This window comes from Sphingobium sp. TomTYG65 (assembly GCF_055395525.1).
This window is the reverse complement of the sequence record NZ_AP027330.1, coordinates 1,450,862-1,466,212: the sequence shown is the minus strand read 5'-3', so window position 1 is coordinate 1,466,212 and position 15,351 is coordinate 1,450,862. Positions and strand designations below refer to the sequence as shown.

Below are 15,351 nucleotides of genomic sequence, written 5' to 3'. Positions count from 1 at the left end.
TTCTGCGTTGGCGCGGCTTAAGGCGGTCTGCTGAGAATGCCAATTGAAATATACATCAATGTCCATTTATAGGGTGCGGCGGATCCAGGAGACCATTCATGACCAGCCCGCACAGCGAACCTCGCCCCGGCGATCCTCATTGGAATAGCGAGGTGGAAGCGCCGCTCGTGATCGAGGATGTCGCCGCCGTCGCATGGGACGGCGCGGAAGATGTGGTGATCGTCGGCTATGGCGGCGCTGGCGTTGCCGCAGCGATCCAGGCGCGGGAGGAGGGGCTTTCAGTCATGACCATCGATCGTGCCGACGGGGGAGGGGCCACGCGCATCAATGGAGGCATCTTTTACGGAGGCGGCGGCACTCCAGCGCAGCTGGAAGCAGGCGTCGACGATAGCGTAGACGACATGTTCAACTATCTTCGCCTGGAAACGCAAGGCGTGGTTAGTGACGATACGCTGCGGCGCTTCTGCGAGGAAAGCGCGGAAACTGCTGGCTGGCTCGCCCGACATGGGGTCCGCTTTGCAGGGCGGGTCTATAAGAAGAAGACCAGCTACCCGCACACCGACTACTCCCTCTACCATTCGGACAATAGTCTCGCGCCCAATTACAGGGCGGTGGCGAAACCTGCGGCAAGGGGTCATCGCGCCCTGGTCGAAAAGCTGGACGCCCCGATGGGATATGGAAAAGGCCTCTATGATCCGCTGAGGCAGTCAGCGGATCGCGCAGGCGTGAAATGCCTGCCCTGGACGAGAGTGAGGCAACTGGTCATGGATGGCAGGGGGCGCGTCATCGGCGTCGTCGCAGTCCAGATGCCGGCCGATACGATCGAGGGGAAGCGCTATGACGCCTTGATGCGCCGCGCAACGGCAATGATACTGCGTTTGCCGCCCTCTATGCCGGGTGCTCCCATCATCTCTCGCCTAGCATCGCGCCTGTTCGGCAAGGCGCGGGCACTGGAGCGGCAGGCAGGCGTCGCCCGCATGATCCGCGCCCGACGCGGTGTATGTCTTGCAGCGGGCGGGTTCATTTTTAACCGGAACATGGTTGCCCAATATGCGCCCAAATATCTGAAGGGGATGCCCCTGGGGACCCCCGGGGATGATGGAAGCGGGATCCGATTGGGACAGAGCGCGGGTGGCAACGTTGCCCGCCTGAGCCACGTCAGCGCCTGGCGTTTCATCAATCCGCCGATGGCTTGGGCGCAAGGGATGATCGTCAACCGGCAGGGGCATCGATATGTGAACGAGATGCTTTATGGCGCGTCCATCGGGACGCCGATGGTCGAGGATCATGAAGGCGTGTGCTGGATCATCCTGGATGACGAAGGCTTTCGAAAGGCCAAGCTTCAATCGAAGAGCAAATCGATCCTAGCGTTTCAGCGCTATCCGGCGCTCGCGGCGATGCTCCTAGGGTCTAAGAAGGCACGCTCGATCAAGAGTCTCGCCAGAAAGTGCGGGATCGATGCGAGCGGTCTTGAGGCAGCGGTGATCGGCTACAACCGACTGGCTGAAACAAGTGCGCCCGATCCGTTCGGCAAGGGGGCGGAAGATGTCGTGCCGATCCTCAAAGCACCATTCCACGCCATCAACATGTCTATCGATGCAAAGCTGGGTTTCCTGCCTGTTTTGACGCTCGGCGGGCTCAAGGTGCAGGAGGCGAGCGGCGCGGTCCTGAACGGGGAGGGTGAACCGATCCCGGGACTGTATGCGGCTGGCCGGAACGCGATCGGGATTTGCTCCAACATATATGTGAGCGGTCTGTCGGTTGCAGATTGCATCTTCTCCGGAAGGAGGGCTGCGCGTTCCTTGGCAGGGCCAGACTGAGCGCCACCTGCGGCACATACATTAAGCTTGCCCTAATGCTCCGATGTCGTTTACTTAATTGCTGAACTGTGTATGCTGGGGTTCGTCGAATCGCTTCGATCACTGTCGGCATGAATTGTGTCCGCAGAGCGAGAGCCTCTCGCTCCGTCGGCGCTACGCCCTGGGCCGAGCTGCACGGCGGCCCGGGGCGTACTGACATGATGTCGCTCTCAGCCTGTCGTAGGCTGCTGTGTCTTTAATATGCAGTAGCGCTTATATTCTGAGAGAAGTGATGGGCACTTGCGCGTTCGCGACGGCAGCCAAGCCCAAGCGGCACGTGCCGCGCCACTTCGTAAATCAGCCCTGCATGGCCTCCAACTCCAACCCCTTGGTTTCCTGAACCGTCATCAGAACGAACAGCAGGGAAAGCAGGGCAAAGGCTGTGTAGGCGCCATAGGTGACGGGCAAACCGATATTCTTCGCCAGCCAAGGAAAGCTTGAACTTACGAGGAAGTTTGCGAGCCACTGTGCCGCGCCAGCCACCGCAAGCGCCGAGCCGCGCATCTGGTTCGGAAACATTTCTCCGAGCATGACCCACATTACCGGACCCCAGCTCAGGTTGAAGAATATGACATAGATGTTTGCGGCGAGGAGGGCGACAAGCCCCAATCCCTCGGGCAGGCGAAGGGATCCATCGACCATGGCTGCGTTACTGAAGCACCATGCCAATGTTCCAAGCGTCACCGTCATACCCGCGGAGCCGATCAGAAGCAGTGGCCGGCGTCCGATTCCGTCGATGAGCAGGATCGAAACCAGGCAGGCCAAGATCGATACGGCGCCTGAAACGATGTTGATCTTCAGAGCGTCGCTTTCTGTAAAACCCACCGCCTGCCACAGCACTGCGCCATAGTAGAAGACGACGTTGATACCCACGAGTTGCTGGAACACGGCAAGGCCAATGCCAACCCAGACAATCTTCCGCCAACCGCCGCCTGGCTTCCGGATATCAGCGAGACTTGGCTGGTGGTCATGGGAAAGCGACGCGCCGATTTCATCCATCTTGGCAGCAGCCGCCTGCGGTCCAAGAAGGCGGTCGAGCACCAGTCTTGCTTGCTGCAGCCGTCCTTTGGCAATCAGGAACCGCGGGCTCTCTGGAATTCCGAACAAGGCGACCAGGAACAAGAGGGCGGGAAGCGCCTGAACCCAGAACATCCATCGCCAGGCTGGCTGGCCGGCCCACGCTGTGCCGAGTGACGACCCAGCTATGTTTGCGAGATAGTAGTTGGCAAAAAATGCTCCCGTCAGACCCGATATGATCATCACTTGCTGAATGCTCGATAGCCTTCCACGGATATGCGCGGGAGTCACCTCGCTGATATAGGCTGGTGAAAGGACGCTCGCGGCACCAACCGCCATGCCGGCGAAAAAGCGCGCAATCCCCAAGACTGTGGCGCTGAACGCGCCCCCCGAAGCAGCCGCGCTGACGATGAACAGGATCGCCGCCACAATCATCACCGTGCGGCGTCCCCAAATGTCCGCGAAGCGGCCGGCGAGGAATGCCCCCAGCGCACATCCGGGAAGCAGCGCGCTCACGGTCAGTCCGAGCTGGGCCTCATTGAGACCGAATGTGTGCCGCAGCCCTTCCTGCGTGCCGTTGATGGCTCCGGAATCGTAACCGAACATGAAGCCGCCGATCGTGGCTACAGCGACGAGACGACCGATCAGTGCCAGATTGACGCGCTCCTGCGCAGCCCGATGCATAGCTGAACCCCTCCTTATTGTGAGCGCTACCATGACGAACTTGTCGCTTCCGTCAAGTCTCTCCAATTGGTGCTGCGTCAGATCCTCGTACGATAAGCTGGAAACTCAGTTTCACATGTTCTGGCGGAGAGTTTGCGAGAGCCTGCCTGGACCTGACGGCGCGGGCCAGTATCTCAATAGCGAGGCTCGCCATTTCCGAAATCGGTTGCCGGACCGTGGTCAGCTCCGGCCAAATGGTCGTCGCTATGGCAGTATCGTCGAAGCCGCACACCGTTAGATCACGCGGAACGTCCAATCCACGTTGATGCGCGGCGCTGATAATGCCCGCCGCCATGTCGTCATTGGCGGCGAAAATGGCGGTAGGTGGTGATGAGGCGTCGAGCAGGGATGCTGCGGCCATTAGGCCACCGCGGTAAGTGAAATTACCGAGCGCGATTAGTTCCTCTTCCGGCTCGATGCCAGCCAAACGCAAGGCCCGCTCATAGCCTTGCCGCCGAAGGTGGCTCGCCGTCTGATTCGGATCGCCTGCAGCAAAGCCTATTCGTCGGTGACCGGAGGCAAGAATATGCTGCGTCATAGCAAAAGCAGCTTCCTCATCATCTATCAGAACGGCGTGAGAGGAAGGCGCCGGGCGCCCTGATGCCACTTGAGCCACTGCAAGGCCCGTTTTCTGCAAGGCACTACGCAAATCGCTGTCATCGCAAAGGGGCGGGGGCAACAGGATCGCATCGACGCGCTGCGCGGCCAGCCGCGCAGCCAAAGTCGTGGGTCCTTCCTCCGGATCATGCTCGGCGACGATCAATTCTGCTTCGTTCTCGCGCGCCGAACGGAGGCTGCCGAGAAGAAATTCGCTTAGATAAGCCGCGCTGGGATTGCCATAAAGCAGGACGATGCGGCATTGCTTCCCGCCAGCAAGGGATCGGGCGGCGGCATTTGGTACATAGCCAAGGGCCGCGATGGTTTCCTCGACCTTCTTGCGCGTTGTCTCCTTCACGCGCTGATCCCGGTTGATGACGCGCGAGACCGTCATCGGCGACACGCCCGCGGCCAGCGCCACATCGGCAACGGTCGGCCCTTCATTTCTCCTGCGCAAACTTCTTCTGGCAACCATGGTCTCTTCCCCCGTCCTCACCGCCTATTCGCACAGGGGAGGTTGAGCAAGCCTCTTGCGCAATAGGTGATGGTAGCGCTACCGTGAAGGCGAGAGGATGAAGTTGGATGTATCTCGGCATAGATATTGGAACGTCCGGAATTAAAGCGGTCATCGTAGCTGAGAGCGGCTCGGTCTTGGCTGCCGGAACCGCCCCGCTCGGAGTTTCGCGACCTTGCGCGTCCTGGTCAGAACAGGATCCTGATCATTGGTGGCAGGCGACCGACGTCGCCGTTCTTGCGCTGCCTGGAGAGCTCCGGGCTAGGGTGCAGGGGGTCGGCCTCGCCGGACAGATGCATGGCGCCACGCTGCTTGGTGCAGATCATCGTCCGCTACGGCCAGCCATTCTTTGGAATGACGGGCGTAGTTCAGAGTCATGCCGCCAACTTGAGCAACGGGCTCCTGAGTCGCGCTCCATCACGGGCAATCTTGCCATGCCTGGGTTCACCGCACCCAAATTGCTGTGGGTGAGGGAGCATGAACCTGAGATCTTTGCGCGGGTCGAGAAGATTTTGCTGCCCAAGGATTATGTGCGCCTTTGCATGACCGGCGACATAGGGTCTGATCTATCCGATAGCGCCGGAACATTGTGGCTCGATGTAGCGGCGCGGGACTGGAGCGAGGTCATGCTTGCTGCCACGGGCCTTTCGAGTAATCACATGGCTCCGCTGTTCGAGGGCAATGCCATTACGGGCATGTTGCGGCCCGAGGTCGCGGCGCAATGGGGCATGGCGAGGGTGCCGGTGGCTGCTGGCGGCGGTGATAACGCTGCGGGCGCTGTCGGCATTGGCGTCGTCAATGAAGGCGATGCGCTGCTGTCGCTCGGCACGTCTGGCGTTATCTTCGTGGCTACCGGGGCTTTCCGTCCCAACCCTGAACGGGCCGTTCACGCCTTTTGCCACTGCCTTCCCGACATGTGGCACCAGATGAGCGTTCATCTCTCGGCGGCCTGCTGTATTGACTGGGGTATCAAGGCTACCGGAGCCGATGACCCGGCGGACTTCTTTGCTCTTGCCGAAGCGGCAGGTGCGGGAACGGGACCTGAAATATTCCTTCCCTATCTTTCCGGTGAGCGCACGCCGCACAATGACGCGCATATCCGAGCCGCTGTGCTGGGCATCGACAATGACACGGGCCGGGGGCGTGTGGCTGCGGCCGTGCTCGAAGGTGTCGCCTTCGCCCATGCCGATGGCATCGCCGTGCTGCGCGACGCGGGCACGGAAATTGAAGAGCTTTCGGTGATTGGCGGAGGTGCGCGATCCCGTTATTGGGGCACGATCATCGCTGCTGCACTGAACGTGCGTCTTGCCTATCTGGAAGGCGGGGAGGTGGGCCCTGCTCTTGGCGCGGCGAAGCTCGCCCTCATGGCTGTGACTGGCGCGAGCGCAACTGAAGCCTGCGTCCGGCCGCCCATTTCCCACGTGATAGAGCCCGACGGCGCTCTTGCCGATCGTCTCACGCCGCGGCTCGCCCGTTTTCGCGCCGCCTATTCCGCCCTGAAATCCCTTTAAGGAGAGATCCGTGACCGCCAATTATTTCGCTGAATTCCCGACCATCGGCTACGAAGGGCCAGAAAGCGGCAATGACCTTGCCTATCGCTGGTACGACAAGGACAAGGTCATATTGGGCAAGCGCATGGAAGATCATCTGCGCTTTGCGGTCTGCTTCTGGCATAGCTTCTGCTGGCCGGGAAGCGATGTATTCGGCGCCGGCACCTTCCGCCGCCCTTGGCATGCAGGCGTTAACGATGCGTCGGCGGCCCGCGCGAAGCGGGAGGCTGCGCTGTCCTTCGTCGAGAAGCTGGACGTGCCCTTCTACTGCTTCCACGACGTTGACGTCATGGCCGATGCCGACACCATCGCCGCGTTCCGCAAAAGCTTTGCCGAGGCGGTTGATCATCTGGAGGAACTGCAGGGCAAACATGGGCGCAAGCTGCTGTGGGGGACGGCCAACCTGTTCAGCCATCCCCGCTACATGGCTGGCGCTGCGACCAATCCCGATCCGGAGGTCTATGCTTGGGCGGCAAGCCAGGTTCGTGACGCCCTGGAGGCGACACACCGGTTGGGCGGCGCAAATTATGTGCTGTGGGGCGGTCGTGAAGGCTATGACACTATCCTCAATACTGAAATAGGGATCGAGCAGGAGAATTTCGGCCGGTTCCTCAATCTCGTCGTCGAGCATAAGCATCGCATCGGTTTTACCGGAACGATTCTCATCGAGCCGAAGCCGCATGAACCAACCAAGCATCAATATGACTTTGATACTCAAACGGTCTACGGCTTCCTGAAGCGCTTTGGCCTGGAAGGCGAAGTTCGCGTCAACATCGAGGCGAACCACGCCACCCTGTCGGGGCACACATTCGAACATGAGATCGCCATGGCGCGGGCGCTTGGCATCTTTGGGTCGATCGATGCCAATCGTGGCGATCATCAGAATGGCTGGGATACGGATCAGTTCCCCAATTCGGTGGAGGAGCTGACGCTCGCCATGCTGGAAATCATCCGTGCAGGCGGGTTCAGTGACGGTGGCTTCAATTTCGACGCGAAGGTCAGGCGACAGAGCGTCGATGCGGTCGATCTGTTCCACGGTCATATCGGCGGGATCGACACGGTTGCGCATGCACTCGTAAAGGCAGCCGCAATCATCGAGGATGGGCGCGTCGACGCATTCCGGACCGAGCGTTATGCCGGATGGCAGGGTGAGCTTGGTCAGCATATCCGGTCGAGCGAGGGAACGCTTAGTTCGATCGCTGATATTGCAGTTGCGCGCGATCTTGTGCCGCAGCCCAGTTCCGGCCGCCAGGAGTGGCTGGAAAATATGGTGAACCGCTTCTGATGGAACTGGCTGCAGGCGAATATCGGCTGCTGCTGGCGCCGGAGCGCGGCGGCTCCATCCTTGCCTTCGAGTGGCAGGGCGAAGCATTGTTTCGCCCTGCCTGCGGCCCGTCGATAATGGATGTCGCTTGCTTTCCGCTTGTGCCTTTTTCGAACCGGATAGCCTTCGGCCGCTTTAAAGCGAACGGGCGGGACGTGCAACTCGCTCCCAATTTCCCCGGTTCCGATCATCCTCATACGCTGCATGGATATGGCTGGCTGTCGCCTTGGATTGTCCAGTCATATGACGCTTACGGCGCTATTATCGGGCATCACCATACCCCCGGGGAGTGGCCCTGGAGCTATTATGCCGAACAGCAGTTCGAACTTGTTGAGGATGGACTGACCATAGCCTTGTCGGTGACCAATCTAAGCGACAGTTCGATGCCAGCCGGCCTGGGACTTCATCCCTATTTTCCGAGCGAGCCTGATGCCGTCTACCATGGCTTGCACCGGGGCGAATGGCAGAATGACGACGGCTGTCTTCCCGAAAGTCTCTATGTCAGTGATCGTGAGATCGACTGGTGGCTGGGCCGCGCTGTTTGTGAGCGTGAGGTTGATACCGTCTACACCGATCGTAAAGGGCCACTTTCGATCTCCTGGCAGTCCCGCAATTTGTCCCTTCAGATCAGTCCTGGAGACGCGCTTCCTCATACAGTGATATATACACCCCGGGACCAAAAGTTTTTTTGCGTGGAGCCGGTCAGCCATTCGACCAACGCGCTGAATTCTGCATCATCCAGCATGAAATGGTTGGCGCCTGGCGAAAGTTTTGTAGTGGCCACTTCATTCTGCGCCACCCGGAGTAACATCCCTTAAGGAGCCACCTGCGCCTTCATTGTGTTATGGCCAACGCCCGCGCGAGGAAGAGATATAAAGCAGAAAAAGTTTCCGCAGCAGTTTACTTTTTGATCAGCTTGCGTAAGCTCCTTTGGTCGCGCACGAAAAGGGGGAATCATACAGCAACCAATCACGACGCTTCTATTCGTAAGATAGCGCTACCAAATCCTGTTTGAACAGGATCAGGCGTCGTTTTGCAGTGCTCACCTCGCATTGCTGCTCATGACGACTGGGTGGTTCCAAAGGTCGTGCGTGACAACCAAAGGTCCGGGAAACGATCAGCAAGTCTGAGGCTCTTGATCGCCCTCTTTAGGGTCTAACTGCTTATAAAACCTGTTCTTTAGGTTCAAATGGGAGAGGATGATGCACAGGCATCTGCACGGTAAAACTTTATTGTTGCTTGCGACGAGCTCTGCTTTTGGCCTGTCTGTCCCCGCTGGGGCGCAGACTATGGCCGGAAATGTTTCAGAAGGCGCCAATCAGTCGAGTGCTGAAATCGTCGTTACGGCAACGCGTCGTGCGCAAGCGCTGCAAGATGTTCCGATGAGCATCAATGTCGCCACGGGCGAGCAGATCGAGCGCTTGAAGATTTTTGACGTAAAGGACGTGCAGCAGCTTGCTCCTGGCCTCGAACTGCGGAACGATAATGGCCGCGCCAATTCGGCGACACTGCGCGGTGTAAGTTTCGATCCGGATCAGGGTACTGGCCCTGCGGTCGATCTCTACTTCAACGAAGTGCCAATCGACGCTCAGACCGCCTTTACTGCGATTTATGATATAGACCAGATTGAAGTGCTGCGTGGCCCGCAGGGCGGTCTGCGCGGCCGCACGGCGCCGTCGGGTGCCATCACGATCCGCACCCGCCGCGCGAACCTGAATACAGTCGAGGGCTATGTGCAGGGCACGGCGACCGAGGACGCCGGCTACAATGTCCAAGGCGGCGTATCCTTGCCGCTCATCACTGATAAACTCGCGATCCGCGCCTCGATGTTGGTAGATGGCAACCGCCTGAACCAAGTCCGCAACATCGTTCGTGGCGATCGTTCGCGGAGCCGCACGGAAAGTGCGCGCCTTTCCTTAGCCTTCCAGCCCGTCGAAGGCTTCGACATCAACGTGATGTATCAATATCTCAATGCTGATAACCGCCTATATCCGCAGGTCTTTGGTCCAGGAAACTCCGTGATCGGCAATCCGCCTATCGCACTGGATGATCGCTACACGCTGGCGGAAGGACGTAGCCGCTTTATCAACAACAGTCACTTACTGACATTGGACGCCAAATATGATCTGGGCGGGGTTACCCTTGCTTTTGTTGGCGGCCATCAGGAAACCAAGCTGACTCAATATGGCGAGTATGATCCGGGCAATGCGATCCACAACTATGCGCCGACGCAAATAACCCGTTCACCTTATAATGTTGATTCTGTTGAACTGCGTCTGCTGTCCAATAATGATGATGGATTCTTCAACTGGACGATCGGTGGCACCTACTCGAAGCAGACCGGGGATGTGACTGTCGATAAGCCGCTCGACTATATTCCTAGCGTTCCTGGCGTGCCTTTCCCTGTTGCGCCCATTTTCCCTCTCACAGGCGTGATCGACATACCGGTCAGCGCAGAGACCTATTCCATCGCTGGCAGCGTCCGCCTGCAGCCGACAGACAAGCTGACCTTTGAAGCGGCGGGTCGTTATTCGGTTATCAGCGGAAAGCAGTTTGCAACCATCGCCATTCCGGGCGTGGGCGCATTCCCGATCGTGGACTTCGAGAAGAAGTCGCACCCATTTACTGGGTCGGCCACGCTGACCTATGAGGCTACGCAAGATCTAACCGTTTACGCGGCTTATGGACGTTCGTTCCGCGCCCCCACGGCTGGTGTCGGCGTGCCACAAAATGTGAGCCAGGATTTGGCGATCAGTAAAGCGGAGCATTCGGACACGTTCGAAATTGGCTTGAAGTCGGCGTTCCTTGATCGCCGTCTGTCGCTCGATGTCGCTGCCTTCTACCAGAAGTTTGACAACTTCATCTCCCGCTTCACCGGGATCGCCACCGATCAAGGCACCAACATAGACTATACGGGGCCTGCGGGTGTGCCTGACGGGATACCCGATGGTGTTTTCTTCGGGCCGCCCGATGGCACTGTGGATGGCACGGCGGATTACAACTATAATGGTGACGCCACGGTAAAGGGGGTCGAAGCAACGATCGCAGGGCGACCGACTGATAACTGGGACGTGTCTATCAGCATGTCCTACGTGAAGGCGCGCTACAAAAATGCTCTGTTGCCCTGCAACACTGTAAATCCAGTGACGGGGCGAGCAGTGGTGATCACGAACCCGGCTTTTGGCGGCGTAAATAATGTCAGCTATTGCCAGCGTGATTCTCGCCTTGCCGATGTTCCTGACTTCAGTCTGACCGCAAACAGCGAATTCCGTTTTGGGTCTGGGCCGATCCAGCCCTTCATTCGTGGCCTGATTACATATCGTCCAAGCGTCTATTCTCAAAACCAGCAGTTCCGTTACCCCCATCGCGAACTGATCAATCTGTTCGTCGGTGTTCGTGGGGAGGAGAATAGGTGGGAGGTTTCGGCCTTTATCCGCAACCTTCTTAATCAGAAGAAGATCACAAACATCTCGATCAGCAATTCAACCATAACTGGCAACAATGTTATTCCTGGCGGCGCTGGTGTGATCTACGATTCCGGTTATCGTACGGTGAATCTTACCAATCCACGTGAATTTGGTCTTTCTGGAACTTTCAAATTCTAAGTCTCTCCACCTCCCGCCAGCCTTTTGGCTGGCGGGGTTTTTTTGCTTCAGGATCCCCACCGGTTCGAAATAATGCAACGATATAGTTTACTTATTCGTTTGCCTTGTTGTAAGATGGTAGAGAACGGCCCAGGGCTCAAGTCGCGGGATCGTCGGCACATTCGGACGGAGGATTATCTTGGCTAACAGGCTCGCCGTTACGCGGCGTACGTTCATCGCTTCAACTGCTCTAGCGATGCCGGTAGCCGCAATGGCTGACGTAATGGGCAGGGCGGTATATCGCGATCCCAAGGCGCGGATCGAAGATCGCGTCCGCGATCTGCTGAGCCGGATGACCCTGGAGGAAAAGGCCGCACAGATGCGGTCCATAGCTTACACAAAATCCTTATTCCTGGATGGCGATAGTTTCTCGCCTGAGAAGGCGGGGCAGGTTTTCGTCAATGGCATTGGGCAGATCGGCAATCCGAGTGACACCAATGGTACGGCCCGTTCAGCCAAGGACGCCTATCGCGCTGTAGGAGAGACGATCGACCTGGTGAACGCGATCCAGAAGCACCTCGTCGAAAAGACCCGCCTCGGCATTCCAGCATTGTTTCATGAGGAAACTGCCCATGGGCTTAAGGCGCGGGATGCGACGATCTTCCCAATCCCTCTGGGCCTTGGCAGCACCTGGGATCCCGCGCTGGTGCAGCAGGCTTACGAACTGGCGGGGCGCGAGGCCCGTATGCGCGGCGCTACAGTTGCGCTTAGCCCGGTGCTGGACCTCGCCCGCGATCCGCGCTTCGGCCGGGTCGAGGAATTCTTTAGCGAGGACCCGTATCTGGTCAGCCAGATGGGCATTGCGTCGGTACGCGGTCAGCAGGGGAAGCGGCCGCTGGCGGCGGACAAGGTGTTCGTAACGCTCAAGCACTTCATTCACGGGGCGCCGGAGAGCGGGCTTAACATCGGTCCGGCCGACATGAGCGAGCGGACACTGCGCGAGAATTTCCTCGTGCCCTTCGCGCAGGTGATCAAAAAGGCCGATCCGGCGGTGATCATGCCATCCTACAATGAGCTAGAAGGCGTTCCGTCGCACGCGAATTATGAATTGCTTCAGCGTACCGGGCGCGAGCGGTTGGGCTTTCGCGGCGCGTATTTCAGCGATTATGGCGGCGTCACCAATCTGGTCACGCACCATCAGATGGCGGCGAATGACGATGATGCCGCCGTGTTGGCAATTCATGCGGGCGTTGATGCGGAGATGCCGGAGGGTCAGGCCTATGCGCGCTTGCCGGAATTGGTGCGCGCTGGCCGCATTTCCGAAGCCAGCATCGACGCGGCGGTCTCCCGCATATTGGCTCTCAAGTTTGAGGCGGGTCTGTTCGAGAATCCCTATCTGAACAAGTCGCGCGCCCTGCGCCAGGTCAATGCGCCCGCAAGCAAGGCACTCGCGCGCAAGGTTGCGCAGAAGTCACTCGTACTGCTGAAAAATGATGGGTTGCTCCCGATCGATCCGGCCAAGCCGCGCAAGATCGCGATCATCGGTCCGAATGCTGTCGAACCGCTGTTTGGCGGCTATTCGTCCGTGAATGCTCAGGCGGTTGGGATATTGGCGGGCGTGAAAGCGGCGGCCGGGCAGGCGATCTCCATCGAGTACGCTGAGGGCGTCCAGATCGTCAAGTCGGACCCAACGGGTCAGCATCTGCCCGCCCGTGGGGCTCGCTACGCCGATCCGGCGGAAAATGCGGCGCGCATCGCCCAGGCCGTCGAGGTCGCGAAACGGTCGGACGTCATCCTGCTGGTCGTTGGCGACGTGCCGGAAATCACGCGCGAGGCGATCCATGCTGGCGCGCCAGGCGATCGCAACAGCCTCAATCTGTTCGGCGATCAGGATGCGCTGGTGGAGGCAATGATCGCGACGGGCAAACCGATTATCGGCTTGCTGATCAACGGGCGTCCGCTCGCGGTCAATCGGCTTGCGGAAAAGGCTAGTGCTCTGGTGGAGGGCTGGTATCTTGGACAGGAGGGCGGAAACGCGTTTGCCGATATGCTATTCGGCAAGGTCAACCCTGGAGGCAAGCTGCCGATCACTTTTCCCCGCTCCGTGGGCGATCTGCCGGTTTATTATAACAAGCATCCTTCGGCGAAGATACAACGCTATGTCGAGGGCAAGCCGGCGCCACTTTTTCCCTTCGGCCATGGCCTGAGTTACACGACGTTCGAAATGTCCGCGCCTCGCCTTGCCAAATCCGCCATCGTGGTAGGCGAAACGGCGATCGTGGAGGTCGATGTCACCAATACAGGGCAACGGGATGGTGACGAAGTGGTGCAACTCTATGTACGCGATGATGTAAGTTCGGTGCCACGTCCCGTGCTTGAGTTGCGCGGGTTTGAACGTGTGACAGTGAAGCCGGGTGAGAAGCGCACTGTTCAGTTCCGCCTTGATCCCGACAGCCTGGCATTCTGGAACATCGACATGAACTATGTCGTGGAACCCGGCACTTTCACGATCCAAGCGGGCCCCAACTCGGTGGATCTAAAGTCGGCGAAACTTACGGTCGCGTGACCAGCTATTATAGTTAGGGCGTCACCCGTCCATCGAGGAGTGCAGATAATGTGGGATCGCCGTGAAATAATCGGGGTCGGCGCAGCGGCCCTGGCTGCTTCTGCTTTGACGAAGCCCGCATTCGGCCAGACCTCCGTCGAGCATGTTGAAATTGACCTGCGCCGCGAAACAGGCCCGCTGGATCATATCTGGTCGCGATGTGCTGGGTCGGATCGGGCATCCGCCACGATGCGCGAAAGTTGGCGGCACGATCTCGAGCGTTTCAGGGCGGAGACTGGGCTGGAACGGGTGCGGTTCCACGGCATTTTCAACGATGATCTTGGCGTCTGGCCAGGTGGCATGAACGGCCAGGATCCCAACTTCCAGAATGTCGATGATGTCTATGACGGCGTGTTGGCGAGAGGGGTGCAGCCTTTCGTTGAATTGAGCTTCATGCCAAGGAAGCTCGCCAGCGGGAACACAAAGTTGAACTTCACCTACAACGCCAATATCACGCCGCCGGCGTCGCCGCAGGCCTGGGGTGATTTTATCGGCCTTTTCGTGCGCCATCTGATCGACCGCTACGGCCTTGGCGCCGTGCGCCAATGGTATTTCGAAGTCTGGAACGAGCCCAATCTGACCTGGTTCTTCAGCGGAACGCAGGCCGATTATTTCGCGATGTACAAAGCTGCGGCGCTGGCAATCAAGGCGGTCGACTCCAAACTGCGCGTCGGCGGCCCCTCCACGGCGGCGGCGCAATGGATGCCTGAGTTCCTCGGGTTTTGCGCCCAGGAGAATCTGCCCGTCGATTTCGTCTCAACGCATATTTATGCCGGTGACGACCAGAAGGAACTGTTCGGTCAGGCGAACAAATATCCTCACAAGGATGTGATCCCCGCCGCCATGGCCAAGGTCCGCAGCCAAATCGATGCGACGCGCTACAAGGGCGTGGAGCTGTGGCTATCGGAATGGTCCTCCGACAGTCCCGCGATGATCGCCCATGTCATCAGCAATTGCCTGCCTTACTGCCACGCCATGTCACAATGGTGCATCAGCAACGTGTTTGAGGAGATCAACTTCCCGAATTTCATCCTCAAGGAAGGCGATGGGGGCTGGGGCATGATCGCCCAGCGCGGTATCCCGCGTCCCTCCTTCAACACCTATAAATTGCTGCACCGGCTGGGCGAGCGCAGGCTGGCAGCCACAGGCCCGGCTCTTGCCAGCAAGACGCGGAATGGCGCGGCTGCGCTGATCTGGAACCTGGCCGAAGTGAAGCAGCCTTCGGGAATTCCCGGCATGAGTAACCAGCGGATCGTCACGGGCGAGCGCAAAAGGGTCGAGGTCAAACTGAAGGGCGCGGCTCCAGGAAAGAGCGTGCGCGTCAGCTATGTCGATCAGGAACGTGGTTCGCCTCTTCCCAAATGGCGGGAATTGGGGTCGCCGCACTATCCCAACAAGCATCAGATCGAGCAGATCCGCCGGTCTGCCGAACTCGCGCCACCAGAGACGCGCCAACTGAATGGAGAGGGCGTTTTGGCACTCGACCTGCCGCCCGAAGGCGTCGCACTTGTTGAATTGTCCCACTGAGACTGTCGAAACCAACATGTTGAGGCAGCTTGCGGCAGAGGTGCTATCTCC

The 15,351-nt window shown here is 58.8% G+C and carries 9 protein-coding genes; 7 read left to right on the top strand and 2 right to left on the bottom strand.

The features are described from left to right. The first annotated feature begins 98 nt into the window (after window positions 1–98). Complete coding sequence (locus tag ACZ5Y5_RS07280) at window positions 99–1,820, top strand: FAD-binding protein (RefSeq protein WP_464807989.1); 1,722 nt, start codon at window positions 99–101, stop codon at window positions 1,818–1,820. Between the two features lie 336 nt (window positions 1,821–2,156). Here ACZ5Y5_RS07280 and ACZ5Y5_RS07275 read toward each other — a convergent pair whose 3' ends face one another. Both ACZ5Y5_RS07275 and ACZ5Y5_RS07270 read right to left on the bottom strand, forming a co-directional pair. Beyond that, a complete protein-coding gene (locus ACZ5Y5_RS07275) occupies window positions 2,157–3,560 on the bottom strand; it encodes a sugar porter family MFS transporter (RefSeq protein WP_464807988.1) in 1,404 nt (467 codons plus the stop codon). Between the two features lie 52 nt (window positions 3,561–3,612). Next, window positions 3,613–4,671: a LacI family DNA-binding transcriptional regulator gene (locus tag ACZ5Y5_RS07270; RefSeq protein WP_464807987.1), complete on the bottom strand. Its 1,059-nt coding sequence runs from the start codon at window positions 4,669–4,671 to the stop codon at window positions 3,613–3,615. 107 nt (window positions 4,672–4,778) lie between these two features. Between ACZ5Y5_RS07270 and xylB the strand changes: the two genes are divergently transcribed. From xylB to ACZ5Y5_RS07240, 6 genes are all read left to right on the top strand, one after another. After that, the gene (xylB, locus tag ACZ5Y5_RS07265; protein ID WP_464807986.1) at window positions 4,779–6,221 is read left to right on the top strand and encodes a xylulokinase; all 1,443 of its coding nucleotides are present in this window, start codon (window positions 4,779–4,781) and stop codon (window positions 6,219–6,221) included. Between the two features lie 10 nt (window positions 6,222–6,231). Next, a complete protein-coding gene (gene xylA, locus ACZ5Y5_RS07260; RefSeq protein WP_464807985.1) occupies window positions 6,232–7,545 on the top strand; it encodes a xylose isomerase in 1,314 nt (437 codons plus the stop codon). Beyond that, window positions 7,545–8,402 (top strand): aldose 1-epimerase, encoded by an 858-nt coding sequence (locus ACZ5Y5_RS07255; RefSeq protein ID WP_464807984.1) that lies wholly within the window; start codon window positions 7,545–7,547, stop codon window positions 8,400–8,402. Before xylA ends, ACZ5Y5_RS07255 begins: the two co-directional genes overlap by 1 nt. Window positions 8,403–8,786: 384 nt before the next feature. Further along, a complete protein-coding gene (locus ACZ5Y5_RS07250; RefSeq protein WP_464807983.1) occupies window positions 8,787–11,189 on the top strand; it encodes a TonB-dependent receptor in 2,403 nt (800 codons plus the stop codon). A 250-nt stretch (window positions 11,190–11,439) separates the two neighbouring features. After that, window positions 11,440–13,734, top strand: a complete 2,295-nt coding sequence (locus tag ACZ5Y5_RS07245) for a glycoside hydrolase family 3 N-terminal domain-containing protein (RefSeq protein ID WP_464807982.1) — start codon at window positions 11,440–11,442, stop codon at window positions 13,732–13,734. A 48-nt stretch (window positions 13,735–13,782) separates the two neighbouring features. Next, on the top strand, window positions 13,783–15,300 hold the full coding sequence (locus ACZ5Y5_RS07240; RefSeq protein WP_464807981.1) for a GH39 family glycosyl hydrolase: 1,518 nt from the start codon (window positions 13,783–13,785) through the stop codon (window positions 15,298–15,300). Window positions 15,301–15,351: the final 51 nt, after the last annotated feature.